The organism is Planococcus sp. VCh962 (assembly GCF_057748275.1).
The window spans coordinates 141,850-164,681 of sequence record NZ_JBYLHS010000001.1 but is presented as its reverse complement, the minus strand read 5'-3'; the positions used below and the strand labels follow the sequence as shown (position 1 = coordinate 164,681).

Here is a 22,832-nt window from a genome sequence, read left to right as displayed (position 1 = left end):
ATTGCTCAGCTTTTATATTAAGCATAATGCAACGTTGATTTTATTCAAAGAATCTATCGAACATTTTTTTGGCTTTTGTGACGACGCCTTCACCATTTTGCTTTGGTTGTCTTTGTTTTTTAGGTTGCTGTTGCTGCTGCTGTTCTTGTTCAATCTTAACAGATTCGGATAAAGCGGCTCCACTTCCTACGTTGCCATAGAACATATCTTCCATGTAGGCATATTGGATAAGGCCTACAGCGGTTGTATATTGAGGCTCACGCACGCCGATATATTCCGGCACAAACAAGCGGACACGCGTTTGGAGAATATGCCGTGCTAATTCTGGCAATCCTTCCAGCTTAGCCATACCACCAGTTAAAACGATACCTCCTGGAAGGTCTTGGACTCCAAGCCGGTAAAGCTCATCTAAAATCAATTCGAAAAGTTCTTCCAGGCGAACTCCGATTATTTCAGATATGTATTTTTGGCTATATTGCTCTTTTGTATCCGATCCAATAACCGGAACTTCGAACAATTCATCTTCAGATGCATCATCATAGAAGGCATGCCCATATTCAAGTTTGATTTTCTCAGCTTGTTCAGTCGGCGTTTTTAAGACAATCGACAAATCTTTTGTAACATGGTCACCGCCTACAGGAATAACTGAAGAAGCAGTCAAATGGCCATTTTGGAAAATTGCTATAGATGTAGATCCGCCACCGATATCTATGCAAGCGGTACCGTGGTTTTTCTCATCTTCTGTCAAAGCCACATATCCAGCAACTAGCGGCTGAACGTAGATGTCTCTGATTTGAAGGCCTGCACGTTCTACACATCTCAATACATTATGCAAAATGGTTTTTGATGTTGTCACCATTGTACCATCCATCTCAAGACGAATCCCAATCATACCTCGCGGATCTTTGATTTCGTCCAAGTGGTCTACAATATATTGTTGCGGAATGATATTGACCAGTTCCCGTTCAGGTGGGATTGAAATGACTTGTGCGGCTTCCAGCACGCGATCCAAATCCTCATCTGTAATCTCCCTGTTCTCGCTGTTCACTGCCACAACGCCTTTAACAGGATGAAGCGAAGCTTTATTTGCCGGGATTCCCAGAACCACTTCATGTATCGATTTACCAATCATGCGTTCTGCTTGGTCAACCGCTTTTTTTATAGATTGAACTGTAGCATCTATATCAACAATCGCACCTTTTTTAATTCCATTTGATTTTACATTTCCTACGCCGATGACATGCAACGACTTGTTGGCCATTTCTCCGATTAAAACTTTAACGGATGACGAACCGATATCTAGGCTTACATATAATTCTGATTGACTCAATTCGTGGCACCTCCTTATTAAACTGCTGTTACTTACATTCTATTGTAAATTGTACACCTTGTCTAAGTAAAACGGGGTAACTTTGAAAATTTTCCTTGAACTCATCCATGCGACTCCTGCAGTTCTTTTTTTTCGGACCATTTGGTTAAAATAATCCGGCGGATAACGGCGATATTTTGGAACAGACGAACGCCGAACGCGAAGATTGCAGCTAAATATAAATCAACACCCAAATGCACGCCTATAAAAGCGAGCCCGGCTGCAAGCACAATGTTAAAGAAGAAACCTGATACAAAAACTTTATCATCGTACACTTGCTGCAGATGGGCGCGGATTCCTCCGAATAAAGTATCCAAGGAAGCGAGTACAGCGATCGATAAATAATTCGCGTATTCTGGTGGAATCTGGATATCAGTCAGAAGTCCCAGTGAAATCCCAAGTATTAAACCCAATATAGGCAACCACATCGCTATTCTCCTTCCGCTTCCTCTAAATAATGATACTCGATTTCTTTTCCATATGCTTCTACTGTCAATGCATCTACCGGTTCAGAAACGATAACCGATAAATTATCGATGTAAAAATCATCTAAAATACGGGATGACATTAAATGATTATACAGCTTTTCCGAGTCTTCTTTTGATTTTGAAACAATTTTAATATTGAACGGCGGGGTTTGAATTGGGACGGTATTAACGGTGGTCGCTCCATTGATATCTCGAATTGCAGTTGTGTTGATCACCCGATTGCCATCAATCGAAACATATAATCCATTATAACGATTGATTTCATTAACAAGGCGAATCAGCAGATCAGGTGCAATGTCTTCGATATTCAATCCTAAAGCGACTGCTTCTGGAGAAGGTTCTATAGTTACTTCTAACCCCGGGCCAGTTATTTCAGTGAGGCCCGCCAAACTCTGCAGATCCTTGACCGTTTCTTTTAAAGCTTGCTCTGGGCTTTCGTTTGATGCATCCTCATATTTTGATAGAGTATCATCAACTGTCCCAATCTCAGACAGCAACTCCGAATGGAGCTGCTTTTCCTGTGAAAGCTCTTGCCTGATCTCCCAGACATCTCGCGTATCGCGGGAATCTGGCTCGTTGATCGTATTATATTGAATCGCCGCCATCAAACCGATGACGAATAAGATAATTGAAAATCGGGAAGAGATTTTCTTTTTCATCCAGCTCCCCCTCATTATGATTCTGACAGCAATGCCGGCATTGAAATTCTTTGCCCGGCATCTAACGTTACAATAACGTTGTCATTGACAAGCTGGTCCATGACTCCGCCTGAAAGCCTAATAGACGATTCCAGAACTTCCGGCTTTCCGATGGCCTCAATCGTGAAAGGCGCTGGATATTGCACGCCGTCAACCGTGATGACGGGACCGGTACAAACAATATATGAATTCCCATGTATCCGCTGGCCATTGATTGAAATTGCCTGCGCGCCGGAAATGTATAATTCATTGATCACTTGAAAAACATGGCTCTCATGCACAATATAATCATTTGGATTAACTGAATTGGGGTCGTACTCACCGTCTTGGAGCGTAACTTTCAGTCCGCTTCCTTCAACTGGCAAAGCCCCAATATAACGCCGCAACGCTTCCGCTTCCTCTGCATAATCGGCAAAACGGTTTTCTCCGTCTGAAAATGATTTCTCATATTCCTGGACAGCTGTTTGTTTTTCTGCTAATTCCTCACGCAATGATTTGTTGCGTTCCTGCTGTTCAATTAATTCGCCCCGGAAACGTTCTTCTTCCTCAAAAAAAGCCCCGCCCGTGAAATTTCCAGCTGCTTGTTCAGCTTTCGAAAGGCTATAGGAATATGCCAAGATAAAGCCTAGCACAAGGAACACCAAAGAAAAAATAATCGATTTACTGATGCTCGCTTTGTTAATCCGTTTCGGACTCTGGGGGTTCTTCATTTTCAGCACCGCCCTTCCGAGGACCATATACATCATCATAGGAACGGAAGAAAATTCCGACTTCCATATCAATAACGCCTTTTTGTCCCTCTTTCAATTGAGCGACGACTGAAGGATAATAATTCAGTTTTTCAGCAAGCGAGCTTAAAATCCCCCTTACTTCGTTTCCATCATTCATATACAAAGTAACAAACGCAGTTTTCTCCTCACTCGGAGTTAAAATGATTTGGGAAATCAAGTTATGAACTACCGGGTTGATGTCAGTTAGCTGAGAGACCAGTTTCATTCTGGTTTTGGCATCGTCAAAATTAGAAAAAATCGGCCCTTCAACTACTTCAACCGGTTTTTCTAAAGCAAAGCCATTAGATAAAATCATTTGGTAGCTATTGCCTTTGTCCAGATAACCAATGCCTTCAAATTCTTGAATGTCAATTTCTACTCCAGTCAGCCACTTCTTATTGACTGAAGACTTTTCAACCCATTCCAGGTCATTTAAGTTCTTTTCAATTTCTCTTTCACTAAATGACCACATAGAATCTCCAATCGATAATTCGCTTAATCGCTCATACTCTTCTTCCCCATACAGCTCAGCTCCAGTAACAGTTATTTCCTGGATTTTGCTGTATTTCGTTTGGCTATAAATGAGAACGCCCAGTAAAACAAGAAAAATGAACAGCAACGCCACGAACTTGCGATTGGTTCTTTTTTTCCGCCGCTCACGAAGCGTCGGGATACGTTCTTCAATATCAATCACTTTGTCCATACTTGCTGCTCCTTCCCCTTTATTCGTACGCTTCCGTTACCCGCTGGACTGCTTCGATAAATGCATCTCCACGAATTTCGAAACTGTCGTATTGATCCCAGCTTGCACAAGCAGGAGACAATAAAATCGTGTCTCCACTTTCAGAATTCCCTACCGCTTTTTCAACTGCATCTTGCATGTCGCCTGCTTTTGCAATTGCAGGAACGCCGCAGTCCTCAGCGAAATCAGCAAACCTGTCAGCTGTTTCACCAAACGTGATTAGAGCTTTGACGCGATTCATGTAAGGACGCAGCTCTTCTAAAGAATGATTGCGCTCCAATCCGCCGGCAAGCAGTACAATTTGGCCAGGAAACGCTTCCAGAGCGCTCTTAGTAGCTAATGCGTTGGTAGCTTTTGAATCGTTATAAAACTTCCGGCCTTTCCAGGAGACAATAAATTGGGAACGGTGCTTTACTCCTGTGAAGGACGTCAGAACCCGGATAATAGTTTCCTTTGTTCCACCCCAAAGCAGTGCCGCAGCAGTTGCAGCTAAAATATTTTCAAGGTTATGCTGGCCGCCAAGCATGATTTTCGACCGCTCAATCAATTTTTCCCCTTGCCAATATACAAATTCGCCGTCCGCACTAATGCTCTCCTTTGTTTTTCCTTTTAAAGTGAAAGGAATTAACTGAGCTTGGCACTTGGCAGCAAATGCAGCGAGAGCAGGTTGATCGGCATTATAGATAAAGTAATCGTCTTTAGTCTGGTTTTGCGCTATTTTCATCTTCGAGGCTCTGTAATCGTCAATCGAGCCATGATAGTCAAGATGGGCTTCGTAAAGGTTAGTAATAACCGCTATATGCGGACGGAATGTTTCTGTCCCTTTTAATTGGAAAGAAGATAATTCGGTAACAATGACATTTTCCGGTGTCGCTTTTTCCGCTACACCGGCTGCTACTGTTCCGATATTTCCTGCTATCAACGGTTTTTTCTTATCTTGGTTCAGCATATGGAACAATAAAGTTGTCGTAGTGGTTTTGCCGTTTGATCCGGTAATACCGATAAAAGGCGCCTCACTAATCAAGTAAGCTAGCTCAATTTCTGTCCAAATCGGGATGCCTTTTTCCATAGCTGATTGAATAATTATATTGTTATAGGGAATTCCGGGGTTTTTTACTACTAGCTCAAAACCTTCATCGAGCAGGTCTTCTGGATGTCTGCCGCAGATTACGGTGACGCCTTTGTTCAGCAGTTCCTGCGCTTCCGGATTTTCCTCAAAAGGTTTGGAATCGTTGACAGTCACGAAAGCCCCCAATTGGTTGAGAATGCGAGCAGCTGTGAACCCGCTTTTTGCGAGCCCGAGCACCAACACTTTTTTATGGTGAAGTTCTTGCACTTGATTCATTTACATTACCTCCAAAGCAGCAGCCATAGCTGCAGCGATAAGCCCGACTGTCCAAAAGACAGTTACGACTTTCCATTCTGACCAACCGCTCAATTCGAAATGGTGGTGAATCGGGCTCATTTTGAAAATTCGTTTCTTTCTCAATTTAAAGCTGCCGACTTGTAAGATTACGGATAAGGTTTCAATAACGAAGACCAGCCCGATTATGAGAAGCAGTAATTCTTGTTTCAATAATATCGAAACCATCGCAAGTGCTCCGCCAAGTGCCAATGATCCTGTATCGCCCATGAAAACTTTTGCCGGGTATTTATTGAATACCAGGAACCCAAGCAATGCACCAGCTACTGAAAATGTGAATAAAGCTATTCCTGTTTGTTCTTGGATGATGGCCAATATGCCAAATGCAGCAAAGGCGATAGATGCTGTTCCAGCGACCAATCCATCAAGGCCATCCGTCAAATTGACCGCGTTGGAAAACCCGACAAGCCAGAAAATCAAGAACAATACATAAACAAAAGATAACTCGATTGAAAGAGTTGTAAATGGAATTGTGACAGCCGTATCAAATTCAATGCTATTCAGCAATAAGAATGAAATGACGGCAATGACAATTTGAGCGATTAATTTTTGAAGTGATGTTAAGCCTAAATTCCGCTTCAGTACCACTTTGATAAAATCATCCAAAAAGCCGATTAAACCAAATCCGAAAAGGACCAGCAAAAGAATCATGATTTCTGCTGTTATTCCTTCCGTAAACAACGCAACCAATAAAACAGTCACGATTATAGCGATTAAGTAGACGAGACCACCCATAGTGGGAGTTCCCGTTTTTTTCATATGGGATTCGGGTCCTTCTTCACGGATACTCTGTCCAAATTTCATCCTTCTCAACAAAGGGATAAAAATTGGCATAAGTACTACAGTCAATAAAAAAGCGATTCCAAAACCAAGCAACAAATTTGCGTCCATTATAATAGAGCTCCTTTAAGCAAAAATTATTCAGCTGTTTCTTCTTCAATTGTTTCTTCAGCCGGTTCTTCGATTGTTTCTTCCTTTATTGTTTCTTCAACTGGTTCTTCGATTGTTTCTTCTTCAACTATTTCCTCTTCTGCTGAATCGCTGGCATTGTCTTCTTCCCCAGAACTTTCTTCAGTGTCAGCCGCAGCGCCTTCTTCAGCAGCGGCTTGGCCTTCATCCGGTATTCCTTCCGGCCCATCCGTCATCTTAACTTTAGAAAAATTCTCGGGAGTCTGAAGCTGGACAACAACCGGATCACTAGCTGTAACTTTGGAGCCTTTCGATAAACTTTGGCTTACCGCATACCCTTGTCCAGCTAATTCCAAAGTCAATCCGCTGAGCGACTGGTAAGCAAGCAAATCCCGCTTCGACCAGCCTGTAAAATCAGGCAAAATTGCAGGCCCTTCTGTTTTCAATATTACAGTCCTGCCGTCTACTATTGTTTCTCCAGCTTCAGGAAATTGGCCTGTCACTTCTGCAACTTCACCTGTCACCACTACGTTCAAGCCTTTTTCTGTTAATTCCTCAGCTATCTCTGAAGAAGATTTACCTGCATAGTCTTCCAATGTAACGGTCTTAACAGATTCTGTATTTTTAGGTTTAATATTCAAATGCTTTAACCCGTTCTCCATTACAGACGTAAAAATTTTGGCTACCGGTGCAGAGCCGTATTCACTTGCAGGTAATTTAGGCTGTTGAACTCCGATATAAACAAGCAATTCAGGGTCTTCAGCTGGAGCCATTCCAAGGAAAGAATACAAGTAACCATTTTTCCCTTGGTTGACATAGCGACCATCTTTTCCAGGTACTTGGGCAGTTCCTGTTTTACCAGCAACTGTATAATCCTGTAAAGCAAACGGCCGTCCTGAGCCATGTTCTGATGTAACGGTAGACGCTAGAATTTTCCGGACTTCTTTTGCAGTCTCAGCTGATATAGGCTGTCCTGCTTCTTCCGGTTTGCTTTTTACAGTGACTTCCCCGCTATCCGGGTTTTTAATCTGATCGATCACATAAGGCTTCATCATGACGCCCTCATTGGCAATCGCTGATGCTGCTTGGATCATCTGAATCGGTGTTACTGTAGATCCTTGACCATAAGAAGTGGTCAATCTATTAATCGGATATTCATTCAAAATTTTACCCGACGCCTCATTCGGCAAATCAATGCCGGTTTTTTTGCCAAAACCGAAGGCATCGATATAGGTCATGAATGTTTTAGGGCCAACCCGTTCCAGCAAATAAGCCATTGATACATTAGAAGAACGTTGGAAACCTTCTAAAAATGTTATGCTACCCCAGCCTCTTCCACTGTTATAGTCCCCGATTGTGGTATCAAGCAAGGTATATTTCCCTGAATTGTAATAAGCATTCGGGTCCCATTTGCCTTCTTCAATCGCAGAAGCTAGTGTAAACATCTTCATCGGTGATCCGGGTTCAATCGTCAATTCTATACTTTCATTGAGCCAATTATCCGAAAGGCCCGCGCGTGTATTCGGATTAAATGTGGGACGCTGTGACATGGCAAGAATTTCACCAGTATCCGGATCTGCAATAACTGCAATCATCCGGGTTGGATCATATTCTTCTTGTACATTTGTCATTGCATCTTCCAGGAAATTTTGAAGCGTTCTATCCAATGTCAGCTGAACATTCGAACCGTCCACAGCTGGAGTTACTGCAGATTCGCTATTAGGCAGCAAAAATCCCCATTTATCTGTAGAAAACTCCATTTTGCCGTTCTTTCCAGTTAACACCTCATCATGAATCGCTTCAAGTCCCATTTTCCCTTTTGTAACCATTTGCCCATCGTCTGCTTCTTCTTTCATAGCAAAGCCCACTAAATGAGAGGCAAAGATTCCGTTAGGATATAAACGTTTTAAATCTTTGACAAAAAGAATGCCTGGAATTTTCTCATCTTTCATTTCCAGCATTTGAGTATGGCTGATTTCCCGGCCAGCTACTCCAAATTCAACTTGATACCGATCTTTTTCAACACCTTGCTTTAAAATGCTTAAAATTTCTTCTTCCGGCATTTCTATATGCTGAGCAAGTGCTTCTGCGGTTTTTTCCACATCTGTCACGTGCCGTGGATTACTGGCATTTTGAGTAGCTGACTCATCTAAAACGGCAACCACTTTATATGTCAATGTATCTTCCGCAATCACATCTCCATTGCGATCCAAGATTTTTCCACGTTCAGCTTTAAGTACTTCTTCTTGATGGTATTTTGCCGCGGCTTTAGCTGCTAATTCTTGGCCTTCAACGGTTCCCGTTGCCTGAATAGTGACTATTCTGACCGTTAAAATGAAAAAGAGCCCTGCAAAAACTAAAAACAGCAGAAAGGCTCCCCATTGAAATCGAAACTTTTTTTTCATTGTCCTGGCACTACCACCTTTACATTTTGCTCATCTAATTTTAGGCCTTTTTCTTTCGCTTTTGCCCAAATGCGCTCATATGAAGACAGTTCTTTTACTTGTACAGACAAATCTGTATTTTGTTTCATTTTTTCGTCGATTGAATGTTCAATTGTTTGAATTTCTTGTGTAGATGCCTGGATTACTGATTGGTTTTGAAGCACCAATAGTGCACACAAGACAAATGCAGTCAAGAAAGACAAGTAAAGGACTTTCTCGCCTTTTGTAATAAGTTTTTTTCTTCTTACCGGTTGCCGGCCCGGATTTTGAGGAACGGCCGGCTGTTGTATGTATGCTTCCTTTCTTGCATGTAACGCCATTTGAACACGCCCTTTATTCTCTAATTTTTTCTACAATCCGCAATTTTGCTGACCGTGATCGATTGTTCTGTTCTAGTTCTTCTTCAGAAGGAAGAATCGGTTTTCTCGTTATAAGTTTAAATTTCGGTTCCATGCCTGCTGGTATTACCGGCAGGTTTGGAGGCAGTTCCGGCATCGAAGACGATTCCTTAAAAATCGTTTTGCATAGCCGGTCTTCCAATGAGTGGAAAGTGATAACGCTGACTCTCCCGCCAACAGCAAGTAAATCAAGCGCATGCTGCAACGAAACCTCCGCTGCACCAAGTTCATCGTTGACTGCAATCCGGATCGCCTGGAATATGCGTTTTGCCGGATGGCCGCCTTTCCGTCTTGCAAAAGCTGGAATGCCGTCTTTTATAAGGTCTACCAACTGGCCGGTAGTTTCAATTGGCGCATTTTCTCTAGCTGCTTCTATTTTCCGAGCAATTTGCTTAGAAAATTTCTCTTCGCCATATCTGTAAAAAATACGAACCAGTTCTTCAAATGGCCACTCGTTTACAACGTGATATGCGCTTAACTCTGCAGATTGGTCCATCCGCATGTCTAATGGAGCATCATTGTGGTAGCTGAATCCTCTTTCCGGTGTGTCAAGCTGAGGAGAAGAAACTCCGAGGTCATAAAGTATGCCGTCAACTTTTTCAATTCCTTGCATTTCTAACTCTTCTTTGATGAATTTAAAATTTGCGTGAATAAAAGTGATTCTGTGTAAGTAATCTTTCAGTTTTACTTGCGCATGAGCAATTGCTGTGGCATCTTGGTCAAAACAATACAGATGGCCTTCATCTGACAATTGTTTTACCAAGTATTCGCTATGCCCCGCTCCACCGAGCGTACAATCTACATAGATGCCGTCAGGACGAATGTTCAGTCCATCGACAGTCTCCCGCAGTAAAACCGTGGTGTGGTTGAACAATCCATTCCCCCCATTCAGTTTTTAGAAATCAAAGTCTGCTAAATTCTCTGCAATATCATTAAATGAATCTTCAGATGCTGTGAAATACTCTTCCCATGCATCTTTCGACCATATTTCAAATCGATTTGACACACCGAGAATCACGCATTCTTTTTCAAGTTTCGCATATGATAACAATGTTGATGGAATATTGACGCGTCCTTGTTTATCGAGTTCCACTTCAGAGGCACCCGAAAAAAAGAACCGTGTAAATGCACGTGCGTCTTTTTTAGTGACTGGCAGCTCTTTCAGCTTTTCTTCAATCTTTTGCCATTCATCCATTGTATAACCAAATAAGCATTGATCCAGGCCACGGGTAATAACAAAATTTTCGCCAAGTTGTTCGCGAAACTTTGCAGGTACGATTAAACGTCCCTTTGCATCAACGCTATGTTGATATTCTCCCATGAACATACCTGTCACCCCACTTAATGTCTTTAATGTACCACAATCCCCCACTTCTCACCACTTGTTTTTGAAATATTTCATGTATGTTACAGAATTTAATCTCATAGACACTTCTTGAGACAAAAAAAAGCCTGCCGAGGCAGACTTTTTCCTGTTACAGATAGATTATTTTGTGGTTTTTGTCATATTTAAAATCCAGCTTCAACAAATCGTGTACAAGATCTAAACCGTAAACATTCATATAAGGAAACGGACTAAAAACACGTTCCTGGAAATTTGAATCCGGACGCAGTTCCATCTCAATCAACCCATAATGGTTAAACTGTGTACTGTTCTGCAAAACAACTTCATCTTCCATTTTATGCTTCAAAAACTGAAGCTGTTTCAAATGAAACTGAAGATTTTTTTCTACGAGCGGCACCAAACCTCCACTTATTGCTGCAAAACTCTCTTTTATTTCAATGTATTTGGTTTCCAGCTGCTGCTGCAGTTCTTCAATCATGCTTTCAGCTTCTCTTTCCCTGATGGATTCCATTAACGTGTTACGCAGTTCCGCTACTTTAAGTTCAGTAAAGACTTCTGAAAAAGTCAGTTTGTATTTTTCAAGAAGGGTTTGAACTTGCCGGTTTACTAAAGTCATTCCCAATCGCGGCATAACAATGGGCATATCCATGTCCATTACTTTAAAGGCGCCTTTCAGTGCAGCCCAATAAGCAATTTCACCGGGTCCTCCGACAAATGCTAGAACCGGAAAAACCATTTCTTGCATCAACGGCCGGGTCACTACATTATTGCTTAGCCTCTCAGGAGAATTCTTAGCGATTTCAAGCAATTCTTCAGAAGTAAACGATACAGCACCTTCATTGCCAATGAATTTTTGGCCATCACGCTGAAGCAGGATCCGTTCGCCGTTCACCGTGATAAATAAATTGGCGGCTTCGGGTTCCGCTTCTATCACTGCTGAATAGCCGGCCTCCACTAAATTTTGTTCTGATGCTAAAACCGCTTCTGCAATTTCTTCGGATTTTTCAATCATTTGTATAAAATAAGGGGATTCATATTTTCGAAGCTCCGGATTAGCCGCATCGATATACAAAAGCCCTTCTTCTTTGAAGAAATAATTGAGCAAAGCCGCAAAAAAATCAGTAAAAGACTCTGATTGTTCAAGAAATGAAAAAACCATTTGATGAAGCGCTTTTGAATATTCCGTTTCCGGTAAGCTTCTGAAATATTCTTCCAAGTATGATTGCATTTTCACTTTATTGAGTATTGCAGATGAAGCTGAATTTTTCCCGTATTCTGCATGCGGGAAATTCAGCTTATCCAATCTACTGTTTACTTCCCTGTATAGATGGCTGATTTCCGCTAAATCATGATCTTCACCGGCAATCCAGAAGATGGGGACAACTTTAGTTTTTAATTGTTCAGTAGCCTGCTTTGCCAGCACAATTACTGAAATCGCTTTATGCACCGTATAAAGCGGGCCTGTCAGCAATCCTGCCTGCTGGCCTGTCACAACAACTGGTGCACCGTTCTCAAAGTCGGTTAAGTGGTTTGCTGCTTTTTCAGAGATGCCGTTCGGCTCCATATACTTCCGTAAAATTGCCGCTAATCCGGTCCGATCAACTTTATGCTGTTGAACATCTTTTAAACGCTTGCTGAACTCCTCAATGCTTGGTTCGTATGAAAAATACTGCAGTATTTTCGTCTTTTTGTTTATGTAATCATCCATAAGTTTGCTCGCCGGCGCTATATATTGTTCCTCTAACTTCATGAAAAATTGTCCCCTTTTCCCTTTACATTCAGTTCTACTATATCAAACGCAAACGAAGTTGGAAAAAAATACGCCTACGATTCAAAAAATCGGATGATTGTAATCGCCGTACCGGCAATCAACAGAAGGAAGTACGCAAGGCTTAAAACTAAAAAATAAACACGCCATGTTTTACGGAAAAACTTGCCGATTTCAATTTCTTTTGATTTTTTCCACTCGATAGTCAGAACAGTAATAGCAATTAAAATTGCCACTATGTAAATGAATGATGCGATTTCATATTGCCATATCACTGAAACCGCTATCGGTACAGAGATAAACAGCAGAAAAGTGGTTAAGTCAGCGGCAAATCCGATAGATTTTAAGCCCAGCTTTTTTCTAGTAAGCAATATAGCTAAAACAAATAGTATAAACGGAAGAAAAATAAAAGCGGCCCCTATCAAGTATACGATGTCCATAGATCAAACCTCTGTTGATTTTAATAAGTGATAAAAAGCTTTTAGCAAAGGAAGCTCAATGCGTGACCGATTTAATAGGTACAGCAAAATGGTGTCGAGCTCCATCTTTCTGTCCGCCATTTTATCCATCAGCATTGAAGAGGAATTTTGTGCGGTGGCAGCACAAAGAGCGGTAACTTCTTCAAAAGGAAGAAGTGTTTCGATTTCCGGGAAAGCCCGGTATAACTCTGTATAAACATCTTTCATCAGTTCGTAGGCATATGGATTCGTTAAAAGTTCGCCGTTTTTAATAGACATTAAAGCTGTCAGTGGATTGATGATGCCGTTAAGCAGGACTTTTCGGAACAGCAGCTGATCAGCATTTTCGTGCCATTCCATATTGACTTCGTTTAATTGGAGAAGTGGAAGAAATTTTTGTTTCTCGCCTTTTAGAAGAGCCAATTTAATCTTGCCGTTTCCTGTATGTTTAATTTCATTATCGCTAATTTTAAGAGCTCCATGTTCTACACTGCCTGCCGCAATATCCGATTGGCTCATATCTTGGACAAATTGAAGGTGCAGCATGCCATTCTGCAGAAACACTAGCGGATTTTTACGGCTATATTCTTTTATATAAGGCAAAATCTGTTCCAAAGCATCATATTTTACCGCCAGTAAAATGTACGCTTCAGGATCGATTTTATTCCAATCTGTAAATGCCTCCACTTGGTGCTTTCTTGCTCCTTTAATGATTCCAGTCTCATTGATATTTTTGGCTTGTTCACTGCGGCGTGTCAATAGTTGCACTTTTGCCCCGGCCTCTTCAAGCAGACACGCAAGCAGCATTCCGACAGCACCTGCTCCGACTATGACAAATTTCATGGTTATCCTCCTTATTCTAAACAATATTTTTCTAAAAAAAGAAGCCTGCCATATAAAGGCAGACTTCCATACTTAGTATTATTATACAGGATAAACCGGATGTTTTCGATATGGCATCGGCAAATCTTTTGTTTCATAAAATGCTAGACGCTGCGATAACACTTCCCGCAATTGATGAGGAGCTACAATTTCATCAATGATCAGCTCGGAAGCCAATTTATAGATGTCAATTTCTTCTTTGTATTCCTGATGTTTTTCCTGCACATACTTCAGCCGTTCTTTCGGGTCCTCAATGGCTTCGATTTTATTCGAATAAACCGCGTTAACTGCCGCTTCAGGTCCCATTACAGCGATTTGCGCTGTAGGCAGTGCGATGCAGACATCCGGTTCGAAAGCAGGCCCTGCCATTGCATAGAGGCCGGCACCGTATGCTTTACGGACTATGACCGAAATTTTTGGCACAGTAGCCGAACTCATGGCAGCGATAAACTTGGCGCCGTGCCGGATGATGCCAGCACGTTCCACTTTCGTGCCGATCATGAAGCCTGGAACATCCGCCAGGAACAATAATGGAATTGAGAAAGCGTCACAAAGATTGATGAATTTCGCGCCCTTATCAGCAGAATCACCGAACAGCACGCCGCCTTTCACTTTTGGCTGGTTAGCTAAAATTCCAACTACTTGACCATCGATGCGTGCAATTCCAGTAATCAATTCTCCAGCGAACAGCTTTTTGATGTCAAAAAAGCTGCCTTCGTCCACCAATTGGTCAATCAATTCATACATATCAAATGGCGCATTCTGGTTTTCAGGAATAATCGCTTCTAATGTCCGTCCAGCTTTTGCTGCCTTGGCTTCAATTTTTTCCGGTTTCAAAGCAAAGTTTGCCGGGAAATTGGCCAAATAGCGGCGGGCTTCTGAAATAGCTTCTTCTTCACTGAAAACGAGGACATCACCGACACCGCTGACTGTACAATGCATGCGTGCACCGCCCATTTCTTCGAGCGTCACTTTTTCACCTATTACTTTTTCGGCCATGCGCGGCGATCCGAGATACATTGACGCATTGCCATCAACCATGATGACAATATCACAGAACGCTGGTATGTAGGCGCCTCCTGCTGCAGATGGTCCGAACAATAAACAAATTTGCGGCACCATACCGGACATTCTTACTTGATTATGAAAAATCCGCCCCGCACCCCTACGGTTTGGAAACATATCAAGCTGGTCCGTAATTCTAGCTCCCGCCGAGTCCACCAAATACAGCATAGGCACTTGCATTTTCTCGGCTGTTTCTTGAATACGGATAATTTTTTCAACTGTGCGCGAGCCCCAAGACCCCGCTTTGACGGTGGAGTCATTGGCCATTACACAAACTGTTTGGCCGTTCACTTTACCTATTGCTGTAACAACGCCATCAGCCGGTAAATCTCCAGCCTCTACATTGGCAAAGCGTCCGTCTTCCGCATAATGCTCATCGTCAAATAAGAGCTTCAGCCGGTCACGGACGAATAATTTATTGCTTTCCTTCATTTTTTCGTGATATTTGGGATGTCCTCCCGCAAAAATCGTCGCGAGTTTCTGTTCCAAGCGTTCATTATAGCCGGTTGTTTCACTCGTTTTTGTCATTTTCGCTGTCCCCTTTGCATAAAAACTTTCTTATTCCCCAAGTGTAATCAATGTCTCTTCTTCATTGACGAATCCGCCGACCTCGACATGAATTTTCTCGACTGTACCGCTGATTTCGGCTTCAATCGGAATTTCCATTTTCATCGATTCGATTGTGACAACTGCTTGTCCTGCACTTACCGCTTCGCCTTCTGTAACCAAAACGTTTAATACTGTTCCTGCCATTGATGCTTTCAATTCTTTCATAATCCTTGTTCCTCCTTTGTCTTTTCGAGCCATGTCGGCAATACAGATGTTGCGTATTCTCCGCTTACAAATTCCTGGGAGTCAATAAACTCTTTAAATAATGGAATATTGGTTTTTACTCCCACTATTGTAGCATGATTGAAAAAATTCTGTGATTTCCTTAGTGCATCTATCCGGTCACTGCCTGTAATGATCACTTTTGAAATCATCGGATCATAAAATGGCGTGACTGTATTGCCTTGTTCATAACCGGATTCAATCCGGGCACCGGTTCCCCATTCAATCATTTGAAGTGTCCCAGGCGATGGAAAGAACGTTTTTGGATCTTCTGCATATATCCGGTATTCAATTGCATGTCCTGTGGATTGGATGTTTTCCTGTAAAGGCAGCTTTTTCCCTTTGGCAACATTTATCTGCCATTCAACCAAATCGAAACCGGTTACTTGTTCTGTGACTGGATGTTCCACTTGCAACCGGGTATTCATCTCTAAAAAGTAAAACTCATTGTTTTCATCTACGATAAACTCAACGGTCCCTGCATTTGTATAACCGACCGCTCTGCCTGCCTTTAAAGCCGCTTCACACAAACGGATACGTGCTTCCTGCGGCAAATGAGGCGATGGTGATTCTTCAATGACTTTTTGGTTTCTCCGTTGTACAGAACAGTTCCGCTCAAACAAATGCACAAGATTGCCATGACGATCGCCAAATATCTGTACTTCAATATGCCGGGCGTTTGGAACAAATTTTTCTAAAAATACAACATCATCGCCGAAATAGGCTTTGGCCCGGTTTTTAACAGAAACGAATTGCTGACTGAGCGCTTGCTCACTATCACAACGCACCATGCCGATGCCTCCGCCGCCAGCGCTGGCTTTCAGCATGACCGGATAACCGATTGTTTCCGCTTCTGCCAAAGCTTCCTCAAGTGCCGCTACCCCTTGCTCTGTTCCAGGCACTACCGGCACACCAGCTTGAATCATTGTCCGGCGAGATTCGATTTTATCGCCCATTTTTTCCATGATATCCGCGGATGGGCCGATAAAGGTCAATCCTGCTTCTTCCACTTTTCGGGCAAACTCCGCATTTTCGGACAGCAGCCCATATCCAGGATGGATGGCCTCTGCACCATGCGCTTTTGCCGCTTCAATAATCTTGTCTACTTGCAAATACGATTGTACGACCGGATTCGGTCCGATTAAAACAGCTTCGGTTGCCTCACTTACATAAGGAAGATCCCCATCAGCCTCAGAGTGGATAGCAACCGTTTCGATGCCGAGCCGGTTGCAGGTGCGGATAATCCGCCGTGCAATTTCGCCCCGGTTCGCAATTAGGATTTTATTCATATAAGAAATACCCCCTGTGTTTTTCTCCCTCCTCTAGCATATACGACTTTTGTAAGCGATTTCAACTATTCCTAAAAAAATTTTCCTTGCAGATTATTCATTTGCCTAATTCTTAAATGAAAAACACCTGCAAAGGCATTACTGAAAGTCAGTATTCCTTGCAGGTGCTTTAATAGAGCATTCTAAACTTTAAAGTGTGGTGATCATTCTTCAGCGCCAAAATGGATTTTTTCAATCCCAGTAAAGTTAACAGTCGATTCTCCAAGTTTCACTTTAGACAAAATAATTAAAACATTTTCATGCTGGTTATAAATCATATGATCAATTGCTCCATAAGACTCTAACTGCCCAATTGAATTCAAAGTTGCATAATCATAAGCCTGGATATAATTTTTCTTATTCGCTGTATATACTTCTCCAAATTCTGTGTCAAAAGCAATCGAATTATATGGACGATCCAATTTGCCATGATAAATCATATCGACACTATTGGTTGCCGATGACCGGAAAACATTGCCCGTACTATTAAAAATAAATTTTCCATCCGGCGAAACTGTAATGTCTTTTTCCAATGGATAGGTCCCATGATAAGGCGCACGTTGTTCACTCTTAAGTTCGCCATTAAGAATTGCATGAGCCGTAATAGTCCTTGGAGAAGATTCAGTAGTAATGGTGTAGAGTTTGTTTTGATTTGGATGCATATCCATCAATGAAGCTGCATTAATAAATCTTTTGCTGATAATTTCACCTGTTGTACCTTTGTATCCGACAAGATTGGCAAATTGGCCGGAACCAGGTGTAATGTAAACAAAACCGTTATCGTCGGCTTCTATGTCATACGGATCAATATCGATATTGATTGTTTTTTCAAGTTGCATTGTATCCGCATTTACAATAGCATACGCGCCTTCTTGATCGCTTTCAAACCAATATGGGCTATGTTTCCCCTTCGACTGAGTCAGGTAAAGTTTGTTTCCTGCAAACGCCAACCGTTCAATTGGCAATGGCATTTTTAATGCTTTTGTTTCATAAGTATTATAGTTAAGAGAAACTACTTCGTTGGAATTGCCATCTAGCAGATAAAGAATCGGCTTTACTGGGTCTGCAACATAATCTACTATAGTAAAATCTACTAAAGCTTCTAAATACGTGTCCGCTACTGCTGGATTATCAGGTTGGAATGAAGGCTCGAGCACTCTAGTTAGAAATGCGGAAAATTGCGCACGGTCGATTGTTTGTAAAGGCTTAAAATTACCATCGGGATAGCCAACTGTTATATTATTGGCTGCCATTGCCGAGATATGCCAATAAGCTTTTGAAGATGGTGATACATCTTTAAAACCCTTAGGATAGATTCCTCCAAGCTCATATGCTCTTGATAAGATAATAGCCATTTCCGCTCTAGTCAATTTTCCTCTAGGGTCAAAAATTTGATTCCCTTTTCCTGAAATAATTCCAAGCGCAACTGCTTTTGCTACATCTTCATAACCTCGATCGCCTGGCTTGATATCTTTAAATCCTGGATTAGGAACCGTCTCCATTACAGGTTTTATTTCTCTGATCAGCATCTGTACTGCTTGAAGACGTAAAATTGGTTCGTTTGGACGGAAAGTTCCGTCTGGAAAACCAAAAATGATTTCCTTATTGGTTAAATAATCAATTTCAGCTTTAAAACTAGATACATCCTTAAAAGATGTTCCTGCAGCAAATGGCTTTTCCGGTAAAAGAAAGCATAGCAATAAGAACACCATTAACCATTTCGTAATATTTTTAAACACTCAACTAACTCCCTTTCTCAATTTCTTGCTTTTTTATTATATTCGAAGGTTTTGGTGTGTACTCTAGTTAGATATAACTATTTTCCCTTTTATTTCTTATTCGATATAAATATGGTTATAAATATAAAAAGACAGCTTCCAAAACTAGAAAGATGTCTTTTTGATGATTCATATTCTGCTTTGAAGAGATGGAATTTTTCTATGAGTGAGGTTCCTCTTTATTTCTTTTTATTCATAAATAATAGTACTGCTTCATGATGTGCATCTTCAGCCCATAGCTCGGCACAGCGCCTCACTTCAGCTTCTACGCGGCCTTTGAGATCACTTGCCTGCCACTTTCTGATGGCGATATCTTTATAAGCGCGATGGACTTCCGGCCGGATTTTTTTCATGTATTGGAGAAATTCCTCAATATCGTCCTGGTTGTTGATCACTTTTGTTGCCCAGCCAATTTCAAATAGCTGTTCTGCAGTATACGCTTTAGCATCGCTGAGCATTTTCATTGCACGGTCATGCTGCAACGCTTCAAACAAATAAGTGCCTCCACCCCAACCGCTCGTCATTGCAAGCGTTCCTTGGATAAATCCGCATTTTGCATGCTGTCTTACCAGCCTGTAATCGCAAGCTGTAGCAATTTCACAGCCCCCGCCTACAGCCGCTCCATTTACCAGGGCAATTACCGGCACTGGCAAAGTCTTAACGGAATACAGCACTTCGCTCATCCGTTTCAACATAGGGTAAGCCTGTTCCTCAGTTCTTAATTCATGAAAAACCGATAAATCACCTCCTGAACAAAATGCTTGGCTTCCTGTTGCGGTGATGATTACAAATTGTGGATTCGAATTATGTACTTTCTTTACTAGTTCTTCCAGTCCCTCCATGACTTCATCATTGATGGCATTTCGGATTTCTGGACGGTCTATCGTAAAAGTCATGATCCCTTCTGTCATTTCAATTTTATATGACATCTTACCACTCCTTATTTTTGGATAGAGAAAAAGGCTATCGAGAGCCATGGCCTCTCAATAGCCTTTTCGCAGCAAATACTGTTTTATTTGCTTGCTACTACTTCTTTCCCTTTGTATGAACCGCATTCTTTGCAGACGCGGTGAGCCAATTTCATTTCGCCACAGCTTGGGCAAGTTACCATGCCCGGCACTGACAATTTGAAATGCGTACGGCGTTTTCTTTTAACGGTTTTGGACGTTCTTCTAGCTGGTACAGCCATTGGTGACACCTCCTTACAATGATTCTATTCATCTGACTGATCAAAATACTTGGCTAAATCAGCAAGTCTTGGATCCGGTTTTGGTTGTGCATCTTCTTTCTCGGCTTCCACTTGCTCATCAGTTGAATAGGACCAGTCGTTGCCGCCAGTAATAACGGTTTCTTCAGAGTCCTCCTTGAACACTTGTATCGGTATCTCCAACAAAATCAGTTCTTCCAGTACCGGCTGAAGATCAATTGTTTCAGTGGCAACCATGTGAACATTATCGTCTTTCGTATCCCGGTCTTTTTCGGACCATGAGAAAATTTCAACCGATTTGATGTCAATAGGAAATTCAACGTCTTCCCAAGTTCGTGCACAAGGTAGCGTAAGCATCCCTTTGAGATGAAGCTGGCACGTAATTTGTTGTGAACCAATCGTACAGTGTCCTGTGACGTGTACAGGCGAAATTTCGCGAATATCGCTATTGCGTTTTTTCACCGCATCCAAATGGACGATTTCGTCAATTGGCATTCCGTCTTTGCGATGCTTTTGAAGCTGTTGAATCGCCATTTTCATAAGTATCACCTCTAAGACAACAAAGTTGATTATATAATGCACAGAAAAGGATGTCAAGATAAAATCTTGTCAGAGCAATCCTAACATCGGTATACTGTTATTAAAGTTTACCAAAGGAGCGATAGAATTGAAAGCTACAGGCATCGTTGTTGAGTACAATCCTTTCCATAATGGGCACCTTTATCATGCGGAACAATCGAAAAATGAATCCGGCGCTGATGTCATGATTGCTGTTATGAGCGGCCAATTTCTCCAGCGGGGTGAACCTGCTTTCGCCGACAAGTGGAGCCGCACAGAAATGGCACTGTTAAACGGCATTGATATCGTCATCGAACTTCCATATGTCTACGCCACGGCTCAAGCATCTGACTTTGCAAGAGGCGCCATCACTTTACTCACTGCCATCGGCTGCGAATCTTTTTGTTTCGGCAGCGAACAAGGCACTATTCATCCTTTTCTTCGAACGTATGAACTTTTGAATAACCGGCGGCAGCTGTATGAACAAAAAATCCATGAGGCTGTCCAAACCGGCATCAGCTACCCAAAAGCATTAAATTCGGCTTACAATGCCTTGATTGGGGACGGCACCGGATATGCCGACTTAACCCAGCCAAACAACATCCTGGGCTACCATTACATAGAAAACGCTAATAAAATGGGTTCTTCCATCCACCCCTATACGATTCAGCGTATTGCTGCAAATTATCATGATCCAATTGATAAAGAATTGACCATTGCCAGTGCCACAGGTATACGGCAAGCATTTTTTGAAGGAAGCTCCTTAGAGGAAATAGCGAGTTACATGCCTGAATCTTCAATCCGCGCCTTGCAGGAATTTAACCGGCAATACCAAACATTCGGCAGTTGGGAGCAATTTTATCCGATGCTGCGCTATAGCATTCTGAGAGAACGTCCAGCAAAGTTAAAGCAATTCTCTGAAGTGACCGAGGGCATTGAGAACTTGATTTATGAGGCAGCTGTAAAAGAATATGAATTTGAAGCATTTATCAACCGCATCAAATCGAAGCGCTTCACCCGTACACGTGTTCAGCGGATGCTAACGCATATTTATACCGGTTTCACCTGGGAACAGCTTCGTTCTTTCCAGAAACCTTCTTATTTGCGTTTGCTTGGAATGTCTGAGACCGGCAAGCAGTATTTGAATCAGCAAAAAAAGAATATCGGGCTTCCACTCATCAGCCGTGCCGCTGATTTAACGGACCCGATGGGGAAACTCGATATTCATGCCAGTACCATGTATTTGCTCGGAATGGGAGCAAAAAATCTAAAAAAAGAATTTACTACGCCTCCGCTTTATTTTGGCTGAAGCTCTTCCAAATAGTCAATGGCATCGTCAATGGTCTTAACTGGAACAATTTTCATTTCGGTACCTATATTTTCAGCTGTTTCTTTAGCTACCTCAAAATTAGAAGCTGAAGCACTTTCCGTTTCATCTGCTGGAGCGAAGAAAATATCAATTCCTTCATTGTCGGCAGCGATCACTTTTTGGTCAATGCCGCCAATTCTTCCTACTTCCCCTGTTCCTGCCATAGTTCCGGTCCCCGCTATGTTATAACCTTTTGTAATATCTTCCTCAAGCAATTGGTTTAGAATTTCAAGTGTGAACATTAGCCCTGCAGAAGGCCCACCAATATTGTCTGAATCGATTTTCACATCAGGCGTTGTCTTTATTTCTTTATTTTCTACGAAAGTGATCCCTAACCCGATTCGCTCCGGGTCTGTCGGAAGAGGTGCTAATTCAATCGTTTCAGTGATTTTCCGCCCTTCTCTTTCGAAGGTCAGTTCCACCTTATCCCCTTCCTTTTTGCTGGAAAGATAATCTACAAATTCGTTCTGGGCTTCAAATTTATTACCGTCAATCGACAGCACTTGATCCCCTGGAGCCAAAACTTCATCAGCGGCTCCGCCCGGAAGTACATTCATAACAAAAACACCGTTATTTTCAATTTCATAAGGCAGCTCCGCTTTTTCAAAAGCGACTTGCAGTGCATTTACTTGAGAATCAGACATCAGTTTAAGTTGCCGGACATTATACTCTTCGTCACTTTCATGTGGACTGCGTACTTCTTCCGGTTGCAATATCTTATAACCGTCCTGGAATTGCGCAAAAAGATACAAAGTCGGCGTAGCATTCAGCATAGAAACAGTCATCAAACTTAAAGTGCCTTGGTCATCGTCATCTCCACCGTCAACATTCACTAACGGGCTTAGCTCATAGGCTCCACCCGGACGAGTAATATATAAATTCATTTGATAGGTTGATAAAAAAACAGCTAATGCAGCAACTATTACTAACACAATCAGCTTATTATTTTTCATTTGCTGCTCCTTTCCGAATTGGCAGCCAATAACAAAAAGCCACGTTAAA

The 22,832-nt window shown here is 42.0% G+C and carries 23 protein-coding genes; 1 reads left to right on the top strand and 22 read right to left on the bottom strand.

The genetic code is table 11. From position 1 onward, the window contains the following. Window positions 1–40: 40 nt before the first annotated feature. From ftsA to AC3AQ9_RS00700, 21 genes are all read right to left on the bottom strand, one after another. Complete coding sequence (ftsA, locus tag AC3AQ9_RS00800; protein ID WP_488305565.1) at window positions 41–1,330, bottom strand: cell division protein FtsA; 1,290 nt, start codon at window positions 1,328–1,330, stop codon at window positions 41–43. Between the two features lie 101 nt (window positions 1,331–1,431). Beyond that, on the bottom strand, window positions 1,432–1,797 hold the full coding sequence (locus AC3AQ9_RS00795; protein ID WP_488305564.1) for a small basic family protein: 366 nt from the start codon (window positions 1,795–1,797) through the stop codon (window positions 1,432–1,434). A gap of 2 nt (window positions 1,798–1,799) precedes the next feature. Then, window positions 1,800–2,516 carry a DUF881 domain-containing protein gene (locus AC3AQ9_RS00790; RefSeq protein WP_488305563.1) on the bottom strand — a complete coding sequence of 239 codons (717 nt, stop codon included), beginning with the start codon at window positions 2,514–2,516 and terminating at the stop codon, window positions 1,800–1,802. A 14-nt stretch (window positions 2,517–2,530) separates the two neighbouring features. Next, the gene (locus tag AC3AQ9_RS00785; protein WP_488305562.1) at window positions 2,531–3,265 is read right to left on the bottom strand and encodes a DUF881 domain-containing protein; all 735 of its coding nucleotides are present in this window, start codon (window positions 3,263–3,265) and stop codon (window positions 2,531–2,533) included. Continuing rightward, window positions 3,234–4,028, bottom strand: coding sequence for a cell division protein FtsQ/DivIB (locus AC3AQ9_RS00780; protein ID WP_488305561.1), 795 nt, complete (start codon window positions 4,026–4,028; stop codon window positions 3,234–3,236). Before AC3AQ9_RS00780 ends, AC3AQ9_RS00785 begins: the two co-directional genes overlap by 32 nt. A gap of 19 nt (window positions 4,029–4,047) precedes the next feature. After that, complete coding sequence (murD, locus tag AC3AQ9_RS00775; protein ID WP_488305560.1) at window positions 4,048–5,412, bottom strand: UDP-N-acetylmuramoyl-L-alanine--D-glutamate ligase; 1,365 nt, start codon at window positions 5,410–5,412, stop codon at window positions 4,048–4,050. Then, complete coding sequence (gene mraY / locus AC3AQ9_RS00770; protein WP_488305559.1) at window positions 5,413–6,381, bottom strand: phospho-N-acetylmuramoyl-pentapeptide-transferase; 969 nt, start codon at window positions 6,379–6,381, stop codon at window positions 5,413–5,415. Window positions 6,382–6,407: 26 nt separating this feature from the next. Beyond that, complete coding sequence (locus AC3AQ9_RS00765; RefSeq protein ID WP_488305558.1) at window positions 6,408–8,804, bottom strand: PASTA domain-containing penicillin-binding protein; 2,397 nt, start codon at window positions 8,802–8,804, stop codon at window positions 6,408–6,410. Continuing rightward, window positions 8,801–9,163, bottom strand: coding sequence for a cell division protein FtsL (gene ftsL, locus AC3AQ9_RS00760; RefSeq protein WP_488305557.1), 363 nt, complete (start codon window positions 9,161–9,163; stop codon window positions 8,801–8,803). The genes AC3AQ9_RS00765 and ftsL overlap by 4 nt, the downstream gene beginning before the upstream one ends. A gap of 13 nt (window positions 9,164–9,176) precedes the next feature. Beyond that, a complete protein-coding gene (gene rsmH / locus AC3AQ9_RS00755) occupies window positions 9,177–10,115 on the bottom strand; it encodes a 16S rRNA (cytosine(1402)-N(4))-methyltransferase RsmH (protein ID WP_488305556.1) in 939 nt (312 codons plus the stop codon). 21 nt (window positions 10,116–10,136) lie between these two features. Further along, on the bottom strand, window positions 10,137–10,568 hold the full coding sequence (mraZ, locus tag AC3AQ9_RS00750) for a division/cell wall cluster transcriptional repressor MraZ (protein ID WP_488305555.1): 432 nt from the start codon (window positions 10,566–10,568) through the stop codon (window positions 10,137–10,139). A 148-nt stretch (window positions 10,569–10,716) separates the two neighbouring features. Beyond that, window positions 10,717–12,336 carry a bacillithiol biosynthesis cysteine-adding enzyme BshC gene (gene bshC, locus AC3AQ9_RS00745; RefSeq protein ID WP_488305554.1) on the bottom strand — a complete coding sequence of 540 codons (1,620 nt, stop codon included), beginning with the start codon at window positions 12,334–12,336 and terminating at the stop codon, window positions 10,717–10,719. Window positions 12,337–12,410: 74 nt separating this feature from the next. Further along, window positions 12,411–12,794, bottom strand: a complete 384-nt coding sequence (locus tag AC3AQ9_RS00740) for a DUF3397 domain-containing protein (RefSeq protein WP_488305553.1) — start codon at window positions 12,792–12,794, stop codon at window positions 12,411–12,413. Window positions 12,795–12,797: 3 nt separating this feature from the next. Then, a complete protein-coding gene (locus AC3AQ9_RS00735; protein ID WP_488305552.1) occupies window positions 12,798–13,655 on the bottom strand; it encodes a ketopantoate reductase family protein in 858 nt (285 codons plus the stop codon). Window positions 13,656–13,736: 81 nt separating this feature from the next. Beyond that, window positions 13,737–15,287 carry an acyl-CoA carboxylase subunit beta gene (locus AC3AQ9_RS00730; RefSeq protein ID WP_488305551.1) on the bottom strand — a complete coding sequence of 517 codons (1,551 nt, stop codon included), beginning with the start codon at window positions 15,285–15,287 and terminating at the stop codon, window positions 13,737–13,739. A 30-nt stretch (window positions 15,288–15,317) separates the two neighbouring features. After that, the gene (locus AC3AQ9_RS00725; protein WP_488305550.1) at window positions 15,318–15,533 is read right to left on the bottom strand and encodes an acyl-CoA carboxylase biotin carboxyl carrier protein subunit; all 216 of its coding nucleotides are present in this window, start codon (window positions 15,531–15,533) and stop codon (window positions 15,318–15,320) included. After that, entirely contained in the window at window positions 15,530–16,879 is a 1,350-nt protein-coding gene (locus tag AC3AQ9_RS00720) for an acetyl-CoA carboxylase biotin carboxylase subunit (RefSeq protein WP_488305549.1), read from the bottom strand. The genes AC3AQ9_RS00725 and AC3AQ9_RS00720 overlap by 4 nt, the downstream gene beginning before the upstream one ends. Window positions 16,880–17,082: 203 nt before the next feature. Then, complete coding sequence (locus tag AC3AQ9_RS00715) at window positions 17,083–18,657, bottom strand: S-layer homology domain-containing protein (protein ID WP_488305548.1); 1,575 nt, start codon at window positions 18,655–18,657, stop codon at window positions 17,083–17,085. 218 nt (window positions 18,658–18,875) lie between these two features. Continuing rightward, the gene (locus tag AC3AQ9_RS00710) at window positions 18,876–19,625 is read right to left on the bottom strand and encodes an enoyl-CoA hydratase/isomerase family protein (RefSeq protein WP_488305547.1); all 750 of its coding nucleotides are present in this window, start codon (window positions 19,623–19,625) and stop codon (window positions 18,876–18,878) included. A gap of 83 nt (window positions 19,626–19,708) precedes the next feature. Next, window positions 19,709–19,885 carry a 50S ribosomal protein L32 gene (gene rpmF / locus AC3AQ9_RS00705; protein WP_036806933.1) on the bottom strand — a complete coding sequence of 59 codons (177 nt, stop codon included), beginning with the start codon at window positions 19,883–19,885 and terminating at the stop codon, window positions 19,709–19,711. Window positions 19,886–19,909: 24 nt separating this feature from the next. After that, complete coding sequence (locus tag AC3AQ9_RS00700) at window positions 19,910–20,443, bottom strand: YceD family protein (protein ID WP_488305546.1); 534 nt, start codon at window positions 20,441–20,443, stop codon at window positions 19,910–19,912. A 127-nt stretch (window positions 20,444–20,570) separates the two neighbouring features. Here AC3AQ9_RS00700 and AC3AQ9_RS00695 point away from each other — a divergent pair, with 127 nt between their 5' ends. Next, the gene (locus tag AC3AQ9_RS00695) at window positions 20,571–21,770 is read left to right on the top strand and encodes a nucleotidyltransferase (RefSeq protein WP_488305545.1); all 1,200 of its coding nucleotides are present in this window, start codon (window positions 20,571–20,573) and stop codon (window positions 21,768–21,770) included. Here the strand turns inward: AC3AQ9_RS00695 and AC3AQ9_RS00690 are convergent. Next, on the bottom strand, window positions 21,758–22,783 hold the full coding sequence (locus AC3AQ9_RS00690; protein ID WP_488305544.1) for a SepM family pheromone-processing serine protease: 1,026 nt from the start codon (window positions 22,781–22,783) through the stop codon (window positions 21,758–21,760). The genes AC3AQ9_RS00695 and AC3AQ9_RS00690 overlap by 13 nt on opposite strands. Between the last annotated feature and the right edge of the window lie 49 nt (window positions 22,784–22,832).